At 72.4% G+C, this 19,167-nt stretch carries 20 protein-coding genes; 10 read left to right on the forward strand and 10 right to left on the reverse strand.

From position 1 onward, the window contains the following. Positions 1 to 55: 55 nt before the first annotated feature. A complete protein-coding gene (locus tag JRG78_RS03635; RefSeq protein WP_272653620.1) occupies positions 56 to 1,345 on the forward strand; it encodes a citrate synthase in 1,290 nt (429 codons plus the stop codon). A 266-nt stretch (positions 1,346 to 1,611) separates the two neighbouring features. Here JRG78_RS03635 and JRG78_RS03640 read toward each other — a convergent pair whose 3' ends face one another. Both JRG78_RS03640 and dapD read right to left on the reverse strand, forming a co-directional pair. After that, the gene (locus tag JRG78_RS03640) at positions 1,612 to 3,165 is read right to left on the reverse strand and encodes a DEAD/DEAH box helicase (RefSeq protein ID WP_272653621.1); all 1,554 of its coding nucleotides are present in this window, start codon (positions 3,163 to 3,165) and stop codon (positions 1,612 to 1,614) included. A 329-nt stretch (positions 3,166 to 3,494) separates the two neighbouring features. Further along, entirely contained in the window at positions 3,495 to 4,448 is a 954-nt protein-coding gene (gene dapD, locus JRG78_RS03645) for a 2,3,4,5-tetrahydropyridine-2,6-dicarboxylate N-succinyltransferase (protein ID WP_259607674.1), read from the reverse strand. A gap of 53 nt (positions 4,449 to 4,501) precedes the next feature. Between dapD and dapE the strand changes: the two genes are divergently transcribed. From dapE to JRG78_RS03660, 3 genes are all read left to right on the forward strand, one after another. Next, on the forward strand, positions 4,502 to 5,575 hold the full coding sequence (gene dapE / locus JRG78_RS03650) for a succinyl-diaminopimelate desuccinylase (protein WP_272653622.1): 1,074 nt from the start codon (positions 4,502 to 4,504) through the stop codon (positions 5,573 to 5,575). Beyond that, positions 5,557 to 6,771, forward strand: a complete 1,215-nt coding sequence (locus JRG78_RS03655) for a hypothetical protein (protein ID WP_259607676.1) — start codon at positions 5,557 to 5,559, stop codon at positions 6,769 to 6,771. Before dapE ends, JRG78_RS03655 begins: the two co-directional genes overlap by 19 nt. A gap of 79 nt (positions 6,772 to 6,850) precedes the next feature. Further along, the gene (locus JRG78_RS03660) at positions 6,851 to 7,021 is read left to right on the forward strand and encodes a DUF3117 domain-containing protein (protein ID WP_259607677.1); all 171 of its coding nucleotides are present in this window, start codon (positions 6,851 to 6,853) and stop codon (positions 7,019 to 7,021) included. 97 nt (positions 7,022 to 7,118) lie between these two features. Here the strand turns inward: JRG78_RS03660 and JRG78_RS03665 are convergent, their stop codons facing one another. Further along, complete coding sequence (locus JRG78_RS03665) at positions 7,119 to 7,751, reverse strand: O-methyltransferase (protein WP_259607678.1); 633 nt, start codon at positions 7,749 to 7,751, stop codon at positions 7,119 to 7,121. A 62-nt stretch (positions 7,752 to 7,813) separates the two neighbouring features. Between JRG78_RS03665 and JRG78_RS03670 the strand changes: the two genes are divergently transcribed. Next, positions 7,814 to 8,212: a Sec-independent protein translocase TatB gene (locus JRG78_RS03670; RefSeq protein WP_259607679.1), complete on the forward strand. Its 399-nt coding sequence runs from the start codon at positions 7,814 to 7,816 to the stop codon at positions 8,210 to 8,212. Here the strand turns inward: JRG78_RS03670 and JRG78_RS03675 are convergent. Genes JRG78_RS03675 through JRG78_RS03685 form a run of 3 tightly spaced genes read right to left on the reverse strand, consistent with a single transcriptional unit; the run spans position 8,209 to position 11,068 of the window. After that, positions 8,209 to 9,330 carry an Mrp/NBP35 family ATP-binding protein gene (locus tag JRG78_RS03675; protein WP_259607680.1) on the reverse strand — a complete coding sequence of 374 codons (1,122 nt, stop codon included), beginning with the start codon at positions 9,328 to 9,330 and terminating at the stop codon, positions 8,209 to 8,211. The genes JRG78_RS03670 and JRG78_RS03675 overlap by 4 nt on opposite strands. Next, positions 9,327 to 9,821: a DUF1003 domain-containing protein gene (locus tag JRG78_RS03680; RefSeq protein WP_259607681.1), complete on the reverse strand. Its 495-nt coding sequence runs from the start codon at positions 9,819 to 9,821 to the stop codon at positions 9,327 to 9,329. The genes JRG78_RS03675 and JRG78_RS03680 overlap by 4 nt, the downstream gene beginning before the upstream one ends. After that, positions 9,821 to 11,068, reverse strand: a complete 1,248-nt coding sequence (locus JRG78_RS03685) for a magnesium transporter (RefSeq protein ID WP_259607682.1) — start codon at positions 11,066 to 11,068, stop codon at positions 9,821 to 9,823. Before JRG78_RS03685 ends, JRG78_RS03680 begins: the two co-directional genes overlap by 1 nt. A gap of 69 nt (positions 11,069 to 11,137) precedes the next feature. Between JRG78_RS03685 and JRG78_RS03690 the strand changes: the two genes are divergently transcribed. The 5 genes from JRG78_RS03690 to JRG78_RS03710 all read left to right on the forward strand — a co-directional run bounded on the left by JRG78_RS03690 (position 11,138) and on the right by JRG78_RS03710 (position 13,637). Continuing rightward, positions 11,138 to 12,052: a general stress protein gene (locus JRG78_RS03690; protein ID WP_259607683.1), complete on the forward strand. Its 915-nt coding sequence runs from the start codon at positions 11,138 to 11,140 to the stop codon at positions 12,050 to 12,052. After that, positions 12,049 to 12,447: a DUF4870 domain-containing protein gene (locus JRG78_RS03695; protein WP_259607684.1), complete on the forward strand. Its 399-nt coding sequence runs from the start codon at positions 12,049 to 12,051 to the stop codon at positions 12,445 to 12,447. Before JRG78_RS03690 ends, JRG78_RS03695 begins: the two co-directional genes overlap by 4 nt. Continuing rightward, positions 12,447 to 13,091 (forward strand): alpha/beta hydrolase family protein, encoded by a 645-nt coding sequence (locus tag JRG78_RS03700; RefSeq protein ID WP_259607685.1) that lies wholly within the window; start codon positions 12,447 to 12,449, stop codon positions 13,089 to 13,091. The genes JRG78_RS03695 and JRG78_RS03700 overlap by 1 nt, the downstream gene beginning before the upstream one ends. Before the next feature lie 68 nt (positions 13,092 to 13,159). Continuing rightward, on the forward strand, positions 13,160 to 13,423 hold the full coding sequence (locus JRG78_RS03705) for a hypothetical protein (protein WP_259608261.1): 264 nt from the start codon (positions 13,160 to 13,162) through the stop codon (positions 13,421 to 13,423). After that, positions 13,380 to 13,637 carry a VOC family protein gene (locus JRG78_RS03710; RefSeq protein WP_336297705.1) on the forward strand — a complete coding sequence of 86 codons (258 nt, stop codon included), beginning with the start codon at positions 13,380 to 13,382 and terminating at the stop codon, positions 13,635 to 13,637. Before JRG78_RS03705 ends, JRG78_RS03710 begins: the two co-directional genes overlap by 44 nt. A 62-nt stretch (positions 13,638 to 13,699) precedes the next feature. On the opposite strand, the gene JRG78_RS03715 is transcribed toward JRG78_RS03710, so the two are convergent. From JRG78_RS03715 to JRG78_RS03730, 4 genes are all read right to left on the reverse strand, one after another. After that, a complete protein-coding gene (locus JRG78_RS03715) occupies positions 13,700 to 15,349 on the reverse strand; it encodes a DUF222 domain-containing protein (RefSeq protein WP_259607686.1) in 1,650 nt (549 codons plus the stop codon). 285 nt (positions 15,350 to 15,634) lie between these two features. Then, positions 15,635 to 16,525 (reverse strand): phosphotransferase, encoded by an 891-nt coding sequence (locus JRG78_RS03720; RefSeq protein ID WP_259607687.1) that lies wholly within the window; start codon positions 16,523 to 16,525, stop codon positions 15,635 to 15,637. Positions 16,526 to 16,632: 107 nt separating this feature from the next. Further along, positions 16,633 to 18,048: an aminopeptidase P family protein gene (locus JRG78_RS03725; RefSeq protein WP_272653623.1), complete on the reverse strand. Its 1,416-nt coding sequence runs from the start codon at positions 18,046 to 18,048 to the stop codon at positions 16,633 to 16,635. 85 nt (positions 18,049 to 18,133) lie between these two features. Further along, positions 18,134 to 19,156, reverse strand: coding sequence for an endonuclease/exonuclease/phosphatase family protein (locus JRG78_RS03730; RefSeq protein ID WP_272653624.1), 1,023 nt, complete (start codon positions 19,154 to 19,156; stop codon positions 18,134 to 18,136). Between the last annotated feature and the right edge of the window lie 11 nt (positions 19,157 to 19,167).

Consider the following 19,167-nt stretch of genomic DNA (forward strand, 5'->3'; position numbering starts at 1 on the left):
CCGCCCCGGCGCAGCGCGCCGCACTTCGTCCACGACGTGAAAGCAGGAGGTTCGCGTGAGCGCAGATCAGCCCGAGAAGGCGACTCTCACGGTCGGCGACAGGACGGCGGAGTTCCCGGTGCTGCGCGCGACGAGCGGGCACGACAGCATCGACTTCTCGACCCTGACGCGTCAGACCGGCTACACCGGCCTCGACTACGGGTTCGTGAACACGGCCTCCACGAAGTCGGCGATCACCTTCATCGACGGCGATCAGGGCATCCTGCGCTACCGCGGCTACCCGATCGAGCAGATCGCGAGGAACTGCAGCTACCTCGAGGTGGCGTGGCTGCTCATCTACGGCGAGCTGCCGACCCCAGACGAGCTCGCCGAGTTCGACGAGAAGGTCCGTCGGCACACGCTGCTGCACGAGGACCTCAAGCACTTCTTCTCCGCACTGCCGCACACGGCGCATCCGATGGCCGTGCTGTCGTCGGCCGTGGCGGCGCTGTCGACGTACTACGACGGGCAGACCGACCCGCACAACCCCGAGCACGTCGAGCTGAACCAGATCCGGATGCTCGCGAAGCTCCCGGTGATCGCGGCCTACGCGCACAAGAAGAGCGTCGGGCAGGCCTTCCTCTACCCGGACAACTCGCTGAGCTTCGTGGACAACTTCCTGAAGCTCAACTTCGGCGTGCTCAGCGAGCCGTACGAGGTCAACCCGGTGATGTCGAAGGCGCTCGAGCTGCTGCTGATCCTGCACGAGGACCACGAGCAGAACGCCTCCACCTCCACGGTGCGCCTGGTCGGGTCCACCGGTGCGAACCAGTTCGCGTCGATCTCGGCGGGCATCCAGGCCCTCTCCGGCCCGCTGCACGGCGGCGCGAACGAGGCGGTGCTGACCATGCTCGGGCAGATCCGCGAGTCGGGGCAGAGCGTGCAGCGCTTCGTCGAGCGCGTGAAGAACAAGGAGGAGGGCGTCAAGCTGATGGGCTTCGGCCACCGGGTCTACAAGAACTACGACCCTCGCGCCAAGCTCGTCAAGGAAGCCGCCGACGAGGTGCTCGCCGAGCTCGGCGTCACGGATCCGCTCCTCGACCTCGCCAAGGATCTCGAGGAGATCGCCCTCGCGGACGACTACTTCAAGGAGCGCCGCCTCTACCCGAACGTCGACTTCTACACCGGCGTGATCTACAAGGCGATGGGCTTCCCGACGCGCATGTTCACCGTGCTGTTCGCCATCGGACGGCTGCCGGGCTGGCTCGCGCAGTGGCGGGAGTTGCAGCTCGACCCGCAGACCAAGATCGGCCGTCCGCAGCAGCTGTACGTCGGCTCGGCCGAGCGTCCCTACCCCAGCCGCTGACGTCCGTCGGCGGATGCGCCGTCGCCGCCGCGCGCCTTCGGGTCGCAGAAAGTGCCGTTTCGGGGCGTGCAGAGCGGCGTTTTCTGTGACCTGAGCGACACGGATGCCGGCGGTGCGGTCCTTTCGGGGCGCGGCGGGGCCGCGCGCGCCGTCAGGTCGCAGAAAGTGCCGCTATCGGGGTGCCTGGGGTTACTCGGGTCGCAGAAAGTGCCGTTTCGGCGTGTTCAGAGCGGCGTTTTCTGTGACCTGAGCGACACGGATGCCGGTCAGCGGCCCTGCGGGCGGCTGGCGCGCCGCGAGCCCTGCGGCCGGCTCTCGTGCCTGGCCGTGCGCGCCGCGTCGTGATCGCGGGCGCCGCGCTGGTGCCCCGACGGCGCCTGCGCGTGCGCCTGGCCGTGCGCGCGACCCGCACCGGATGCCGCGGAGCCGTGCTCGCCGCGGACGCCGTGACGACCGCCGGACGCGGACGCCCGCCCCGCCGGCTGCCCGGACTGTCCCGCGCGCCCGGCGGTGCGCCCGGACGTGGCGGATGCCTGACCGCCGCGGCCCCGTCCGCGACCGCGACCGCGACCGGAGGACGACGCCGCGTTCTGCGTGGAGGACGGGGCCGGACGGTTGCCCGCCGGAGTGGCAGGCGACGGCTTCACGAGGGCGGCCCGCGTACCGACGACCTCGTCCACGGCATCCGCCGTCACCGGCTCGAGGGGAGCGGTGATCTGCGCCTTGCGGAGCAGGTCCTTCACGTCGCGGCGCTGCTCGGGCATCACCACGGTGACGACCGTGCCCGCGGCGCCCGCCCGGGCGGTGCGGCCGGAGCGGTGCAGGTACGCCTTGTGCTCCACCGGCGGGTCGACGTGCACGACGAGCTCGACGTCGTCCACGTGCACGCCGCGCGCCGCGACGTCGGTCGCGACCAGCACGCGCACGCCACCGGCATCCGGTGCCGCGCCGAAGGCGGCGAGGTTGCGCTCACGCGCGTTCTGCGACAGGTTGCCGTGCAGGTCCACCGCCGGGATGCCCGAGGCGGTGAGCTGCTTCGCGAGCTTCTTCGCCTGGTGCTTGGTGCGGGTGAACAGGATGCGGCGGCCGGTGCCGGATGCGAGGTCCTGCACCAGGGTCTTCTTGCTCTCGGCGTCGGCGGTGAGCAGCACCCGGTGGGTCATCTCGCCGACCGGCACGCTGGCCTCGTCGACCTCGTGGCTGACCGGGTTGCGCAGGAAGCGCTTCGCGAGGGAGTCGATGCCGCGGTCCAGCGTGGCGCTGAACAGCAGGCGCTGTCCACCGGCCGGCGTCGCGGCGAGGATGCGGGTGACGCCGGGCAGGAAGCCGAGGTCGGCCATGTGGTCGGCCTCGTCGAGCACCGTGATCTCGACCGCGTCGAGTGACACGACCTTCTGCTTCATGAGGTCTTCGAGGCGGCCGGGGCAGGCCACCACGATGTCGACGCCGGCGCGCAGCGCCTGCTCCTGCGGGCGCTGGCTCACCCCGCCGAACACGGTCGTCACGCGCAGGCCGACGGCGGCGGCGAGCGGCGAGACGGTGGCGGCGATCTGGGTGGCGAGCTCACGCGTCGGCGCGAGCACGAGGCCGCGCGGGCGGCCGGGACGGCGGGCGCCGCCGGCATCCGCGAGACGCGCGACCAGGGGCAAGGCGAACGCGATGGTCTTGCCGCTGCCGGTGCGGCCGCGGCCGAGCAGGTCGCGGCCGGCGAGGGAGTCCGGCAACGTGTCGCGCTGGATGGCGAAGGCCTCGGTCTTACCGTCGGCGGCGAGGACGGATGCCAGGGACGCGGGCACGCTGAGGTCGAGGAAGGAAGTCATAGGTGGCTCCAGATGGGCACGCGCGAGGGGCGTGCGGGAAAGGTGGGCGACGGCGCGGGTTCGCGCATCGGTTCGCCGTTCGAGAAGTTCGCGGCCGGAAGGCGGCGCGGGAGCGTGTCGACGACGCAGGCGCTCCGCCGTGACGGGGAGCGACCCTTGACAGTAGCACGTCCCCCTGTGCATCCCCTCCTGCCGCGTTCGGGGCGCATTTTTGCGTTCGGGGCGGATGACAACCGCCCCGAACGCGAGAATCCGCCCCGAACGAGGGGAGTGAAAGCGCCCCGAACGCGGGGAGTGAAAGGAGGGAGGGGCGAAGGGTGCGACCCGGGTCAGGCGTGCAGGGCCTCGTTCAGCGTGACGCCCACGCCGGTGCGCTGGGTCGCCTCGACGGCGCCGGTCAGCGAGTTGCGGCGGAACAGGATGCCGTCCCGGCCGGACAGCTCGGCGGCCTTCACCGTCGGACGTCCGCCGTCGGCGGTGTCCGGACCGTCGGCGAGCACCACCTTCGTGCCCGCGGTCACGTACAGCCCGGCCTCGACGACGCAGTCGTCGCCGAGGGAGATGCCGATGCCGGCGTTCGCGCCGAGAAGCGTCCGCTCACCGATCGACACCCGTACGGTGCCGCCGCCGGAGAGGGTGCCCATGATGGACGCCCCACCGCCGATGTCGCTGCCGTCGCCGACCACGACGCCCTGGGAGATCCGTCCCTCCACCATCGAGGCGCCGAGGGTGCCGGCGTTGAAGTTCACGAAGCCCTCGTGCATCACGGTGGTCCCGGGGGAGAGGTGCGCGCCGAGCCGCACGCGCGAGGCATCCGCGATGCGCACGCCCTCGGGCTGGACGTAGTCGGTCAGCCGCGGGAACTTGTCCAGGCCCTGCACCTGGATGCCGTGGCGCTGCAGCACCGGACGCAGGCGCGTGGCATCCGCGGGCAGCATCGGGCCGGCGTTCGTCCACGCCACGGTCGGCAGGTGGCCGAAGATGCCGTCCAGGTTCAGCTCGTTCGGCTTGACCAGCAAGCGCGACAGGGCGTGCAGGCGCAGGTAGGCGTCCGGGGTGGAGGCGACGGGCGCGTCCAGGTCCACCGACAGCTGCACGAGCTCCACCGTGACGTTGCGGCGCTCGTCCGGCTCCGCCAGCGCCTGCCAGGTCTCCGCCGCGGAGGCCGCGTCCGCGGCATCCGGCTCGCCGAGGCCGATCTCGGGGAACCAGGCGTCCAGCACGGTGCCGTCCCCGGCAGTCGTCGACAGTCCGATACCCCACACGGTGCGCTCAGTGCTCATCCCTCCAAACTACCGCCCTGGGCACCGCATGCCGGGCCGATAGGCTGGGAGCCATGCTGCTCGATCCGACCGCATCCTCCGTCGACCTCACCCGCGCCATCTGCGACATCCCGAGCGTGTCCGGCGCCGAGGGGCGCCTGGCCGACGAGCTCGAGGCGGTGGTGCGCGGCTGCGCCCACCTCGAGGTGATCCGGCACGGCAACACGGTCGTCGCTCGCACCGACCTGGGCCGGCCGCAGCGGGTCGTCATCGCGGGACACATCGACACCGTGCCGATCAACGGCAACGTGCCCACCCGCACCCTCACCATCGACGGCGAGGACTTCCTCTGGGGGCGCGGCACGGTCGACATGAAGGCCGGCGTCGCGGTGCAGCTCAAGCTCGCGGTCGAGCTGACCGCACCCGTGGTCGACATCACCTGGATCTGGTACGACAACGAGGAGGTCGAGGCGTCGAAGAACGGGCTGGGGCTGCTCGCCGCCGATCGACCGGATCTGTTCGCCGCCGACTTCGCCATCCTCGGCGAGCCCTCCAACGGCCAGGTCGAGGGCGGATGCAACGGCACGCTGCGCGCGATCGTGCGCACCCGCGGGGTCCGCGCGCACAGCGCCCGCTCCTGGATCGGCGAGAACGCCATCCACGGCGCCGCACCGATCCTGGCCCGGCTCGCGGAGTACCGGGCGCGGGAGATCACCGTCGACGGGCTCGGCTACCGGGAGGGGCTGAACGCCGTCCGGATCACCGGAGGCGTGGCCGGCAACGTCATCCCGGACCTGTGCGAGATCGAGGTCAACTACCGCTTCGCGCCGAACAAGTCGATCGCCGAGGCCGAGGCGCACGTGCGCTCGGTGCTCGCCGGCTTCGAGGTGGAGATCACGGATGCCGCCGACGGCGCCCGTCCGGGCCTCGACGCCCCGATCGCGCAGCAGTTCCTCGCCGCGGTCGGTGCCGAGGCCCGGCCGAAGTACGGCTGGACCGACGTCGCCCGGTTCTCCGCGCTCGGCGTCCCGGCCGTGAATTACGGGCCCGGCGATCCGCACCTCGCGCATCACGATGAGGAGCGGGTGCCGCTTGCGCAGATCGAGGACGTGGAACGCGGACTGCGGGCGTGGCTCACCGGGGCGTGAGCCGCGGCATCCGCTCCTGGGCGCGGCTTCCGGTCGTCGCCCGGATCGCGATCGTCTACCTGCTCGCCCGCGTCATCACCACGGGCTTCCTGCTCGCGGCGGCCGGGATCTCCACCTCGCTGTCGCGGTTCGGGGCGGATGCCGGCCTGGCGGACTTCGTGCTCGGCTGGGACGCGCAGTGGTACTGGTGGGTCGCGGAGAACGGCTATCCCCGGGAGCTGCCGCGCACGGCATCCGGCGACGTGGCGGAGAACGCGTGGGCGTTCATGCCGGTGTACGCGTACCTGGCCAAGCTGGTGGGATTCGGGGTCTGGGGCGCCGGGGCGCTGACGGTGTCGCTCGTGAGCGGGTTCCTCGCCTGCCTGGCGCTGCACGGCCTGCTGCGGGACCGCATCGGAGAGAGCGCGGCGATGTGGGCCGTGACGTTCTTCGCGATGGGGCCGCTGGCGGCGCTGTTCCAGGTCGGCTACGCCGAGGCGCTGTTCGTGCTGCTGCTGCTCATCGCGCTCGATCTCGTCTCCCGGCACCGGTACGGGTGGCTGTACGCGCTCGTCCCGGTGATGGGCTTCACCCGGCCCGGCATCCTCGCCTTCGCCCTGTTCCTCGGGCTGCACGGCATCGCGAGGTGGCGCCGCCGCCGCGCCGAGCCGCTGCCCGGGCGGGATGCCGTGCACATCGTCGCCATGGGCGCGCTCGCGACCATGGTGGGCTTCTCCTGGCAGGTGATCGCCGGCATCGTCACGGGCGAGCCGGGCGCCTACCTGCAGACCGAGCTGTCCTGGCGGCGGAACTGGATCGCCGAGCCGGTGACGCAGTTCGTGCCGTTCGAGGGCTTCGTGCAGGCCGCGGACTTCTGGTTCTCGCAGTGGGGGATGCCGGGCTGGTGGGGCTGGGTGGTGCTGGTGCTGCTCGTCGCCGGCACGGCGCTCCTGCTGCTGCGCGGGCGGGCGGTGCGCCGGCTGGGCGTGGACGTGCGGCTGTGGAGCGCGAGCTATCTGCTCTACCTGCTCGCGGTGTTCTTCCCGCAGTCGAGCACGTTCCGGCTGCTGATGCCGCTCACCCCGCTCTGGGGCGCCGTCGCGGTGCCGCGGCCGCTCGGGTATCGCATCGGCGTGCTCCTCGCGTGCCTGGCCGGGCAGTGGGTGTGGATCCTGAACATGTACGGGCTGGCGCAGACGTTCTGGCAGGTCCCGTGATTCCCCGCGCGGCGGCGACCGCCCGGCGCGGAACCCTACCGATAAACTTGAGCCATACCACCGAGGAAAGGGAGCCACGATGGCAGCGATGAAGCCGAGGACCGGCGACGGACCGATGGAGGCCGTGAAGGAGGGGCGACTCATCATCGTGCGGGTTCCGCTCGAGGGCGGCGGCCGTCTGGTCGTGTCCGTGAACGACGCCGAGGCGAAGGAGCTTCACGACGTGCTCGGCGCCGTCGTGAACGCCTGATTCCAACGGACTGGCAGAAGGGCGGTGGAGGATTCCACCGCCCTTTCGGCGTTTCCGGGGCCGCCGGCGGTGCCCGCACCGGTTCAGCCGGCGTGCCTCACGCTGCGACGCGGGTGAGCTGCAGCAGCCCTTCGCCGGCCGTGGACAGCGCGGCCAGCACGGCCTGCGACTCCTGGGTCTCCTGGATCAGCGACCGGTACGCGGTGGTGACGGCGTCCCGCTGCACGGGGTCGGCGGCGCGGCCGCCGGCGAGCACGCGGGGGACCAGCACCAGTCCGCCGGTGCGGACCAGGCGCAGCCCGTGTTCGACGTACTCGATGACGTTCTCCGGGTCGGCGTCGACCAGCACGATGTCGTAGGCGCCCTCGTTCATGCGGGGAAGCACGTCGGCGGCGCGGCCGGTGATGAACCGCACGCGCGCCGGGGGGATGCGCGCGTCCGTGAAGGCCTGCCGGGCGGCGGCGAGGTGCTCCGGCTCGTTGTCGATGGTGGTCAGCACCGCCTGCGGGGCGCCGCGCAGCAGCCACAGACCGGAGACGCCGGCGCCGGTGCCGATCTCCACGATCGAGCGGGCGCCGGATGCCGCGGCGAGCACCGCGCACTGCGCACCCACCGGGGCGCTGATCGGCGCCGCGCCGAGCTCGAGCGCGTGCGCACGGGCCCGCCCGATCGGGGCGGGTTCGACGGTGGTCTCACGGACGAATCGGGCGTTCGCGTCGTGCTCGCTCATGCCTCTCAGATTAGGCCGGGACGGTGCATCATCGGGGCAGGCGCGGCGAGTAGCCTTGAGACATGGAACTGGGGCTCACGTTCGACAAGCTGCTGCTGATCGGCCTGATCGCGGTGATCATCATCGGCCCCGAGCGCCTGCCCAAGGCCGCGGAGAGCTTCGCCCGTTTCGTCCGCCGCGCGGGCGAGTACGTGCGCGACACGAAGGCGAAGATGAAGGAGGAGCTGGGCCCGGACATCGACGACGTCGACTGGCGCAAGCTCGACCCGCGTCAGTACGACCCGCGGCGCATCATCCGCGACGCCCTCTTCGAGGAGCCCTCGTTCAGCACGCCCGTCGCCTCCGGCCCGGTGGACGGGCTCGACACGTCCGCCGCCGTGGCCCCGTCGCCGGTCTCGCGGCAGGTCCGCACCACGTTCTCGCGCACCACGCCGCCGCCGTTCGACGCGGAAGCCACCTAGCGCACGCGCATCGGCAGCGGCCGGCCCGCGAGCGACCGACCGCCCTGCGCGATCCGCTCCGCGAGCGTCGCGATCGCCTGCGCCGCCGGGTCCTCCGGCGCGCCGAGCACGACCGGCATCCCGGCATCCCCGCCGTGCCGCAGCGCGGGGCTGAGCGGCACGGATGCCAGGAGCGGCACCGCCTCGCCGTCGCGGGACAGCGCGGCCGCGACATCGGCGCCGCCGCCCGCGCCGAACAGGTCGAGCACGCTGCCGTCCGCAAGGGTGAACGCGGCCATGTTCTCCACCACGCCGATCACCCGCTGCCCGGTCTGCCGCGCCACCAGCCCGCTGCGGATCGCCACCTCCGCGGCCGCCGGCTGCGGCGTTGTGACGACGAGCACCTCGGCATGGGGGAGCAGCTGGCCGATCGAGATCGCCACGTCGCCGGTGCCCGGCGGCATGTCGATGAGCAGCACGTCCAGGTCGCCGAAGAAGACGTCGGTGAGGAACTGCTGCACGGTGCGGTGCAGCATCGGGCCGCGCCAGGCGACGACCGCCTCGCCGTCGCGCAGGAACATCCCGATCGACACCGCCTTCACGCCGTGAGCGACCGGCGGCAGCATGAGGTCGTCGATCCGGGTGGGCTGGGTGCCGGCCGGGATGCCGAGCAGCCCCGGGATGGAGAACCCGTGCACGTCGGCATCCACCAGCCCCACGCGCAGCCCGCGGGCGGCGAGGGCGACGGCAAGGTTCGCGGTGACCGTCGACTTGCCGACCCCGCCCTTGCCGCTGGAGACGAGGATGACCCGGGTGAGCGCGTCCGGCCCGAATGGCATCTGCCGCGCGGGGCGTCCCGCGCGGAGCTTCTCGGTGAGGGCGCGGCGCTCCTCGGGCGTCATCACCCCGACGGCGACGTCGACCGCGTCGATGCCGGGGACGGATGCCGCGGCATCCCGCACGTCCTGCTCGATCCGCTGCGCCGCCGGGCATCCGACGATCGTGAGCACGATCGACACGTGCGCGGTGCCGCCGTCGACGACCACGTCGCGGACCATGTCCAGCTCGCCGATCGGGCGGCGCAGCTCCGGGTCGGCGACCGCGGCGACGGCCTGGCGCACGCGCTCGGCGGAGGTCACGGCTTCTTCTCCGCCTCGAGCTCGGCGAGCATCGTCTTCAGCTCCTGCCGCAGCACATCGCGGGTGACCGTCTGGTTGGTGCGCTCCTCGAGGGCCAGGCGCAGGGCGACGATCTCGCGGGCCAGGTACTCGGTGTCGGCGAGGTTGCGCTCGGCGCGCTGCCGGTCCTGCTCGATCTGCACGCGGTCGCGGTCGTCCTGCCGGTTCTGCGCGAGCAGGATCAGCGGGGCGGCGTACGACGCCTGCAGGGAGAGCATCAGGGTGAGCGCGGTGAACCCGAGTGCGGCGTCGTCGAAGCGGAGGTGCTTCGGGGCGAGGGTGTTCCAGGCGATCCAGGCGGCGCAGAACAGGCTGAGCAGCAGCAGGAACGCCGGCGTGCCCATCGCGCGCGCCACCCACTCGGTGAACCGGCCGAACCGGTCCTGCGAGGAGGGCGGGCGACCCGTGGCGGTGCGGCCGAGGGGGGTGTCCAGACGCGGGGTCCGTGCCATCAGCTCGCCTCCTCGACGTCGTGGGTGCGCCAGTCGTCCGGCAGCAGGTAGTCCAGCACGTCGTCGACGCTGATCGCGCCGACCAGCCGGTGCGCGGCATCCACCACGGGCAGCGAGACCAGGTCATAGCTGGCGAGCATGCGCGCCACCTCGGCGGCGGAGGCGGTCACCGACACCGGCTCGAGGCCGTCGTCCAGGATTGCGCCCAGCCTCTCGTGCGGCGGGTAGCGCAGCATCCGCTGGAAGTGCACCACGCCGAGGAGCCGGCCGGTCGGGGTCTCGAACGGCGGCAGCGTGACGAACACGGCGGCGGCGAGGGCCGGATGCAGCTCGTGGCGGCGGATCAGGGCGAGGGCCTCGGCCACCGTGGCATCCGCGGAGAGGATGATCGGCTCCGGGGTCATCAGACCGCCGGCGGTGTCCGGGCCGTACCGGAGGAGTTTGCGCACCTCCTCGGCCTCCTCGGGGTCCATCAGCTTGAGCAGCTGCTCCAGGCGCTTCGGCGGCAGCTGCGCGAGCAGGTCGGCCGCGTCGTCCGGCTCCATCTCGTCGAGGATGTCGGCGGCGCGCTCGTCGCCGAGGCGATCGAGGATGTGCACCTGCTCGTCCTCGGGCATCTCCTCGAGGGCATCCGCGAGGCGCTCGTCGGGCAGCTCCTCGGCGACCTCGATCATGCGCTGCTGGGGCAGATCGAGCAGGCTGGTCGCGAGGTCGGCGGCGTGCATCTCGGAGTAGCTCGCGATGAGCTGCTCGGCGGACTGCGCCTCGCCAGGGCGGCGCAGCTCGGTGACCTCGTTCCACGCGGCGAAGGTGGTGGGGCCTTTCGCGAACGGGGATGCGCTGGTCTTGGGCTTGCGGAGGAACAGCTGGCTGATCGCCCACTCGCCGTGGCGGTCCTGCTCGATCGCGACGTCCTCGACCACGGCGGTGCCGCTGCCGTCGGCGAAGCTCATCCGCCGGCCGAGGAACTCGGCGAGCACGCGCACCTCGCCCGGGCGAGGCTGGAAGCGGCGCACGTTGATGAGGCCGGTGGTGATGACCTGTCCGGAGCGGATGGAGGTCACGCGGCCGATGGAGAGGAAGACCTGACGGCGGCCGGGGATCTCGACCACCAGCCCGATCACACGGGGGGAGGCCTTACTTCGGTACACGATCACGACGTCCCGGACCTTGCCGAGCCGGTCGCCCACGGGATCGAAGACCGCGCACCCGGCCAGGCGCGCCACGAAGACCCGTTGTGTGCTCATTCTCCCAGCGTAGTCCGCGGGCGCTGGGGCATCCCGGCGCGGCGGAGGGCCGCATGGGACAATGGGGCGATGAGCATGCTGAACCGGCCCCCGAGCGGCAATGAGATCGGCGAGATGGTGGCGTCGATGCGCGACTACGAGAGCGCGCAGAAGACGGTGTCGAAGCTGATCGCCGCCGAGGTGCCCGCGCGCGACATCGTCATCGTCGGGCAGGGGGTGCGCACGGTCGAGCGGGTGACCGGCCGGCTGGGCTATGCCGCGGCCGCCCGGTCGGGCGCCATCAACGGCGTTCTGATCGGACTGTTCCTGTCGGCGTTCATGCTCTTCGGCACGCCCGACGCGCCCGTCTCGCTGTTCCTCGGCTTCGTGTTCATCGGCGTCGCGCTCGGGATGCTGATGAGCCTGATCACCTACGCGATCGTGCGGCGCCGTCGCGATTTCGCGAGCATCACGCAGATGGTCGCCGATCACTACGAGGTGTGCGTGCAGCCGTCCTCGCTCGCCAAGGCGCGTCAGGCGCTCGGCGCCCAGCGACCCGCGCCGACGCGGCCCGCGGTCGATCTCAGCGAGCCGCCGAAGTACGGGGAGCGCATCGCGCCGGGCGGTGCGTCCGCGGGTGGTGCGTCCGCGCCGGGTGCGTCTCAGCCCGGTCCGGATGCCGGCGCCGCCGCTCCCGGCTCCGCACACCCGCCGCACGTCGTGCCGGCTCCCGAGGACGTCGCCGGCGCGAACCCGCCGGCCGAGCCGCCGGCGTCCGCATCCGCTCCGCCTGCTGCTCCGGCGCCCGCATCCGCTCCGCCTGCTGCCCCGGCGTCCGCGCCTGCTGCTCCGGCGTCCGCGCCTGCTCCGGCTTCCGCGCCCGCGGCTCCTCCGGTCGCGCCGCCTCCTCCGCCCGCGCCGCCGCTGCCGCAGGACGCGCCCGCCCCGGACCGCGGCGACGCGGACGGCTCCGCGGAGGGCGAGCCGCCGGCATCCGGTCGATGACCGCGCGTCCGGCGACCGGAGCGTCCGCCTGGGCGCTCGGGCTCCTCGTGCTGCTGCCGGTGCCGTTCCTGGGATCGCTGGCATCCGGCGGGGCCATGGTCGCCGCGTACGGCTCGCTGTCGCGTCAGGGTCCGCTTGCGAAGGCGAACGCGGACGCGGCGCGCCGATGGGGACGGCTGTTCCTCCTGGTCTCGACCGCGCTGCTGGTGGTGCACCTGGCGATCACGCTGCCGCGGCTGTTCCTGAGTGCCGGGTCGGCCGGGTTCCTCCCGCAGGGCATCCCGATCCTGCTCTACATCGCCGTGTGCGTGGTGCATCTGGTCGTCGTGATCGTCGCGACCGTGCGAGCGTCGAAGGGCGAGGTGGTCCGGCTGCCGTTCGGAAGGAGGGGCTGATGGACGTGTCGCTGCCCAGCGGCGTCGTGGCGGTGTCGACGGCGTGGGCCGCGCCCGACGGCGCGTCTCGGGGCACCGTGGTGATCGCGCACGGCGCCGGGGCGGGAATGGACCATCCGTTCCTCATCGGCTTCGCGTCGGCGCTGACGGATGCCGGATTCGCGACGCTGCGCTTCAACTTCCCCTACGTCGAGGCGGGCAGACGGATGCCGGGCCCGGCCGCGCACGCGATCGCGACGTGGCGCGCCGCCGTGGCGATGGCCGCGGAGCAGGATCCCGACGTGCGCATCTGGGCGTGCGGCAAGTCGTACGGCGGCCGGATGGCGTCGATGGCGGTCGCCGAGGGGATGCCCGTCGCCGGCCTGGTGTATCTCGGGTACCCGCTGCATCCGCCGGGCCAGCCGGAGAAGCTGCGGGTGGAGCATCTGCCCGCCATCGCAGTGCCGCAGCTGTTCGTGGAGGGCACGAACGACCCGTTCGTCCAGCCGCTGTCCCAGCTCGAGGAGGCGGTGGCCGCCTGCCAGGATGCGCGCATCGCATGGGTCGAGGGTGGCGGGCACTCGTTCGAGGTGAAGGGCCGGAAGCGTCCACCGGCGGAGGTGGGCGCGTCGCTGGCCCCCATCGTGGCGGAGTTCGCGGGCTGACCGTGGCGGGGCCGTGGCGGGAGCTCGCGTCTGCGGACGCCGCCGTCCGCGAACGTGCGCTCGCCGTGATGCTCGAGGACGTCGCCGCCGGAGTTCACGATCTGACCCTCGACGAGTTCGGCGACCGGGCCGCGGCGATGCTGCGCGAAGGTCTCGGTTCCGCCGGGGACGACAGCGTCTTCGGCCGTTCGTTCGCCGTGCTGGTGCTGGCGGCCTGTGCGGCGCAGCGAACTCGGATTCCGGGTCACGCAGGAATGGCCCGGCGGGAAGTCGTGGTCCGCGGGAGAGATGTACGTGACGCTCACGCAGCCACCGAACCTGACGGGCGCTGAGCACGATCGACGGATGCCGGGAATGAACCACGTCGCCTTTCGTGGCGGCACGCCCAGTGATGTCGATGAGCTGATGGAAGCGGCGGAACGGCACGGCTGGCGGGCGCTGTACCGCGATCGTTACCCGCATGCGGGCGGCCCGGAGCACTACGCCGGATGGCTCGAGGATCAGGCCGGGTTCAAGGTCGAGATCGTCGCAGAGACGCTCCGCTGAGTTCGCGACGGCTGCCGGCCGGTCGCCGGCCCTCGGTCCGGGCCGGTCGCGGGTGGTGGTGGTCAGGCGGCGGCAGGGTGGAAGCGGGGTGGGGGTGGGTCGATGTCGCCCCAGGCGTAGCGAAGGGAGAGGCGGGGTGGGAGGGGAATGGGTTCGCCTGGGCCGGGTGGGTGGAGGTGGAAGTCGTCTTTGCCGGTGCGGGTGATGCGCCAGCCGTTGTGGTGGAGTTGCATGTGGTGGAACCGGCAGAGCAGGATGCCGCGGTCGATGTCGGTGCGGCCCTGGTCGGCGTGCCATTCGTCGCAGTGGTGGGCTTCGCAGTGGGAGGCGGGGCGGTCACAGCCGTGCCAGCGGCAGCCGCCGTCGCGGAGGGCGAGGGTGAGGCGCTGGGCGGGGGTGAACAGGCGCCGTTCTCGGCCCAGGTCCAGCGGGTTCCCGCAGGAGTCGACGGTGACCGGGATCACGCCGGTGTCGCAGATGCGGCGGGAGATGACTGTGGCAGGCAGGGGGTGCAGTCCGTCTTCGGTGTGCCCGGTGGGGGCGAGGGTGCCGTCGGGGGTGAGGACGGTGACCAGGCGGATTCCGGGCTGGCGGGTGCCGAAGACGGTCTTGGGGTCGGCGAGGATGCCGGTGCGGAGGATATCCAGGAGCAGGTCGTAGGCGAGTTGGTCGTTGGAACGGGGGTCGCGGACGAGGTCCTCGGCGCGGGTCTTCTCGGTCTCGTCGACGAACCGGGGGCCCAGGCGGGGGCGGAGGGCGGCGGCGAGGATGGCCTCCAGGAATGCGGCGCCTTCGTCGTCGAACACCCAGGAGGCGTGGGCGATGCCGTCCCGGTCGCGCCAGGTGCGGAACGAGCGCCGCTGGTATCGCTCCTGGAAGCGCCGCTCGGCTCCTTCCGGGTCCAGCCGGTCCCGGATCGTCCGGGCGGTCGAGGCGAGTTCCTCCACGGTGCGCCGGGCCGCTTCGGCGATCAGCTGCTCCGCCGCCGCACGCCACGCCTCCCGCGCCTCCGCATCCGCCACCGCAGCGGCCGCGTCGTCGGGGTGGTCGAGGGTAGGGCCGGTCGCCGTGGCGGTGGGTGGTTCGCCGAGGCCGCGCAGGATGGCGTCGTGCTGAGCGGCGGAGAGGTCGCCGGAGAGCAGGGCGGCGCCGAGCGGGGCGTGCCAGGGCGGCGTGATCGCGGGGGTCTCGCCCTGGCCGGGCCCGCGGTGTGTACCGGGATCCGGCGTCCCGCCCGAACCCGCGCCCTCACCGTGCTGCTCCGCGTCCCCCGCCGGGCAGCCATGGTCCTCCGGGCCGCCATGGTCGTGTCCGTCGTCGCCGGGATGTCCCGCGTTTGTGTCGTCGGCGGGGGATCCGCCGGCGGCGGCTTCCTCGAGAAGGGAGGTGCCCTGCCGGATCTGGCGGTGCGCATCGCTGCGGGTGCCGCCGGTGATCTCCTGCAGGAACGACGCCGCGGAGCGGTGGCCTCGGGACTGGGCCAGACCCGAATGCCCGGCATCCCGGGTGGAGCGGGACGCGACCACGCCGGCCCCGACGATCTCCACCCGCTCCGCACACCGCCGCAAGGCTCCCGCCGCCTGAACCAGAACGGCGAGGTCGGTGTCGGACAGGCGCAGAACCCGGCCGGGCAGGCTCGCGGCATCCGTGTCCTCACCGAGCAGGCCGCGCAGCACCGCGACCTCCGCGTCGACCTCGGTGAAGAATGCCATACTTCATGATCACACCGGCCACGGACATTCGAACGAGTATTCGGCACTTCTGCGAACTGAGGGTGGTAACGGAATGGTAACGAATCGACGGGTGGGGCGTTTCGTCTCGCTCCGGCTGCGCCGGTGCTCGCTCAACGACCGGGGGAGGGCGACCCGGGAGCGGTGGGGCGTTTCGTCTCGGTCGCGCTGCGCGCGTCCTCGCTCAACGACCGGGACGGGGACCGCGCTCAGCGACCGGGGGGGGAGGGCGCCTCGCTCGACGACGGCGGAGGAGGGGCGGCGCGCTCAGCGTCGGGGGAGTTCGGTGTCGGCCAGAAGGCGTGTGACGGTCGAGTGGCCGAGCTCCGCCATCGGCGGGTTCGTCTCGGGGTAGTACCAGACGAGGCCCATCGCCTGCTGCAGCGCCCATGCGGCTCCGCGCAGCCACTCGGCCTCGCCCGCGCCGACAGCGGCGCGCACATGCGAGCGGACCGGCTCGTCGAACAGATGCCATGCGGCGACCAGGTCCAGGGACGGGTCGGCCGGGCCGAAGGCCCCGCCGTCGAGGACTCCCACCAGACGTCCGTCCGCCACGAGGAGGTTCGCGGGGATCAGGTCCCGGTGGCTCATGCGGTCCTCACCGTCGGCCGCGAGATCGCGGAGCACCGACCACAGAGCCTCGACCGCAGCGGTGTCCACGATTCCGGCGCTCTGGGCAAGGCAGTGCGCCATCCACTCGTCGTGATCCCTCAGATTCCCGCCGCGTCCCCGCCCGTCGAAGGAGCGCCCCGCCACCGGCGCGCTGCGCAGGCGCCGGATCAGGCTCACGACGTCGTCCGCCAATGCGTAGGAGGACGACCACCGGAAGGGGTCGGCCACCGTGCCGGGCAGCCACTCCTGCAGCGTCCAGGCGGACGGGTACGCGGCATCCGGTGCTCCGATGCCGAGGGCGCGCGGCGCTGGGAACGGGCATGTCTCGGCGAACTCGTTCAGAGCCGACGCTTCGGCCTCGAGCTCTGCGGCGTCCGCGGGCAGCAGGGGAAGGCGGGCGGCGACGTCGCTCCCGATGCGGAAGATCGCGTTGACGGTCCCACCGGAGTGGACGCGTCGGACGGGCGCGCCGGCATAGCGGGGGAACTGAGCGGCGACCAGCGAGGCGACGAGTTCCGCGTCGACGTTCAGCTGGCCTTCGTGCATGGTGCCGGCATCGTGAGCTGCGGGGTTCCCGGTCGGGGATGCGGGCGGCTGCGGAGGCTCGGATTCCTCACTGCGTTTCGTCTCGGTCGCGCTGCGCGCGTCCTCGCTCAACGACCGGCAGCCCGGGCCATCCACGCCTCGACCTCGTCGGCGGTGCGTGGGATGTCGGCGGACAGGTTCACCGGCCCGTCGGCGGTCATCAGGATGTCGTCCTCGATCCGCACGCCGATCCCGCGGAGCTCCTCCGGCACGGTCAGGTCGTCGATCTGGAAGTACAGTCCCGGCTCGATCGTGAACACCATCCCCGGCTCGAGCACCCCGTCGTAGTACATCTCGCGGCGGGCCTGCGCACAGTCGTGCACGTCCAGTCCGAGGTGGTGGCTCGTGCCGTGCACCATGTACCGGCGGTGCTGGCCCCCGGCATCCGCATCGAGAGCCTCTTCGGCCGTCACCGGCAGCAGCCCCCATTCCGCGGTGCGGCGCGCGATGACCTCCATCGCCGCCTCGTGCACGGCGCGGAACTTCACCCCCGGACGGGCCGCGGCGAACGCGGCATCCGCTGCCTCGAGCACCGTCTCGTACACCCGCCGCTGCACCTCGGAGAACCGCCCGTTCACCGGCAGCGTGCGGGTGATGTCGGCGGTGTACATGCTGTCGACCTCGACGCCCGCGTCGACGAGGATGAGGTCGCCCGGCACGACCGCGCCGTCGTTGCGCGTCCAGTGCAGGTAGCAGGCGTGCGGGCCGGAGGCCGCGATGGTGTCGTAGCCCTCCCAGTTGCCGTCGCTGCGGGCCCGCTGATGGAAGGCGCCCTCGACCACGCGCTCGCCGCGCGGGTGCTCCACGGCCCGCGGCAGGGCGCGGATCACGTCGTCGAATCCGCTCCGGGTGATCTCCACGGCACGCCGCAGCTCGGCGATCTCGTACTCGTCCTTCACGAGCCGCAGCTCCGAGACGAAGCGCGTCAGCTCGGCGTCCTCGTCCACGACGAGGTCGTCGTCACCGGCCTGGAAGTCGTCGATGTGCGCGGTCGCAAGGCCGAGGTCGGCGGCGACCACCGCGAGGGAGGGGCGCGGGCCGATCCAGAACTCGCCGATCGTCGCGTCCGAGTAGAACTCCGACGTGGTGCGGTCCGCGCGCTCCCGGAAGTACAGGGTGACGTCGTGGCCGTCGGACGTCGGCTCGAACACGAGCACCGAGTCCGGCTCGGCGTCCTCGCCCCACCCGGTCAGGTGCAGGAAGGCGGAGTGCGCGCGGAACGGATAGTCGGTGTCGTTGCTGCGCTGCTTCAGCGACCCGGCCGGCACGACGAGGCGGCTGCCCGGGAAGGCCGCCGACACCGCGGCGCGACGGGCCGCCGCGTAGGACGCCTGTGCGCGGGCCGGCGGCAGGGACTCGGGACGCTCCGCCCATCCGGTCGAGATGGTGTCCAGGAAGCCGCGGGGGAACGGCTGCTTGCGGTTGGAGTTCTCGGCCTCCGCGGTCTCGGTCGCGGTCGTGCTCTCGTCGGCTGCGCTGCTCATGCGTCCATCCTCTCACCGACCCCGGACGCCGGACACGCGTGGACGCCGAGACGCGCGGATGCCGGTGACGCGCGGATGCCGGAACTCAGCCGGCCGGCTCGAGCTGCGCCACCACGGCCCGGTGGTCGCTGCCGGCGTCGTCGCCGAGCACCGCGGAGCCGGTCGGCGTCCAGTTCTGGCTGGCCATGATGTGGTCGATGGGAGCGCCGGCCAGCGCCGGGATGTCCGTCGGCCACGTGCCGGCCATGCCCGTCCCGGTGCGGCTGGCGACGTCCCGGCAGTAGCCCATGTCGCCGCCGCCCACGCCGAGCGAGGCCATGTGGTCGAGCGTGGCGTTGAAGTCGCCGGCCAGGATGAAGTCGCCCTCCGGGCACTGGTCGGCGATCCAGGAGAGATCCGCGCGCCACTGCGCCATGTCCTCCTCGCGCGGCGCCACGGCGTGCACGGCCACCACGGTCGGGCCGGTGCCGTCCACCGGCATGGCGACCGCGCTCGGCAGCGCCCCGGTGCTGCTGGTGCCGTCCTGCGAGGACTGGATCACGGAGTAGTCGCCCAGCTCGGGCGAGATCAGGATCGTCGTCTGCCATGCCTGCGGCCCGTTCTGCACGTCGGGCCGCGAGTTCACGTGGTGCACCCACATCGGATGCCCCTGCTCGCGCAGCATGATCGCGATGCGCTCGCCCACCGCCTCCGCGGTCTCGGGCAGCGCGACGATGTCGGCCTGCTGCTCGAGCACCGCCGCGGCGATCGTCTCCGCCGGGACCGCCTCGCCCGCGGTGTTCCAGGTCATGACCCTCACGCTGGACTCCGTCTTCGCCGGCAGCGTGCCGGTGGAGAACCCGCGCATCGCCCCGATCGCACCCGTCGCGCCCGCCGCCAGCAGCGACACGATGAGCACGGATGCCGCGAAGCCGCGCAGCGGACGGGCGAGCAGGAGCAGCAGCGCGATCACGGCCACGGCCAGGAATCCGGCGAGCATGAGTCCGCGGGCGGCGACGACCTGGGCGATCGGGAAGGTGTGCTCCAGCCGGAAGAACTGCGGCCACACCACCACGGCCGCCGCGATCGCGTACAGCACGGTGATCAGGATCCCGAGGAGTCGAAGCATCGTCTCCGAGC

Origin of the sequence: Microbacterium sp. EF45047 (assembly GCF_028472845.1) — a bacterium.
GTDB lineage: Bacteria > Actinomycetota > Actinomycetes > Actinomycetales > Microbacteriaceae > Microbacterium > Microbacterium neungamense.

Bases quoted from the DNA above. Each gene is read 5' to 3' on its own strand.
- JRG78_RS03640 (WP_272653621.1), bottom strand. From the start codon at position 3,165: ATGACTTCCTTCCTCGACCTCAGCGTGCCCGCGTCCCTGGCATCCGTC.
- JRG78_RS03690 (WP_259607683.1), top strand. From the start codon at position 11,138: ATGAGCATGCTGAACCGGCCCCCGAGCGGCAATGAGATCGGCGAGATG.
- JRG78_RS03725 (WP_272653623.1), bottom strand. From the start codon at position 18,048: ATGAGCAGCGCAGCCGACGAGAGCACGACCGCGACCGAGACCGCGGAG.
- JRG78_RS03685 (WP_259607682.1), bottom strand. From the start codon at position 11,068: ATGAGCACACAACGGGTCTTCGTGGCGCGCCTGGCCGGGTGCGCGGTC.
- JRG78_RS03710 (WP_336297705.1), top strand. From the start codon at position 13,380: ATGTACGTGACGCTCACGCAGCCACCGAACCTGACGGGCGCTGAGCAC.
- JRG78_RS03720 (WP_259607687.1), bottom strand. From the start codon at position 16,525: ATGCACGAAGGCCAGCTGAACGTCGACGCGGAACTCGTCGCCTCGCTG.
- JRG78_RS03700 (WP_259607685.1), top strand. From the start codon at position 12,447: ATGGACGTGTCGCTGCCCAGCGGCGTCGTGGCGGTGTCGACGGCGTGG.
- JRG78_RS03665 (WP_259607678.1), bottom strand. From the start codon at position 7,751: ATGAGCGAGCACGACGCGAACGCCCGATTCGTCCGTGAGACCACCGTC.
- dapD (WP_259607674.1), bottom strand. From the start codon at position 4,448: ATGAGCACTGAGCGCACCGTGTGGGGTATCGGACTGTCGACGACTGCC.
- JRG78_RS03705 (WP_259608261.1), top strand. From the start codon at position 13,160: ATGCTCGAGGACGTCGCCGCCGGAGTTCACGATCTGACCCTCGACGAG.
- dapE (WP_272653622.1), top strand. From the start codon at position 4,502: ATGCTGCTCGATCCGACCGCATCCTCCGTCGACCTCACCCGCGCCATC.
- JRG78_RS03715 (WP_259607686.1), bottom strand. From the start codon at position 15,349: ATGGCATTCTTCACCGAGGTCGACGCGGAGGTCGCGGTGCTGCGCGGC.
- JRG78_RS03660 (WP_259607677.1), top strand. From the start codon at position 6,851: ATGGCAGCGATGAAGCCGAGGACCGGCGACGGACCGATGGAGGCCGTG.
- JRG78_RS03680 (WP_259607681.1), bottom strand. From the start codon at position 9,821: ATGGCACGGACCCCGCGTCTGGACACCCCCCTCGGCCGCACCGCCACG.
- JRG78_RS03670 (WP_259607679.1), top strand. From the start codon at position 7,814: ATGGAACTGGGGCTCACGTTCGACAAGCTGCTGCTGATCGGCCTGATC.
- JRG78_RS03730 (WP_272653624.1), bottom strand. From the start codon at position 19,156: ATGCTTCGACTCCTCGGGATCCTGATCACCGTGCTGTACGCGATCGCG.
- JRG78_RS03695 (WP_259607684.1), top strand. From the start codon at position 12,049: ATGACCGCGCGTCCGGCGACCGGAGCGTCCGCCTGGGCGCTCGGGCTC.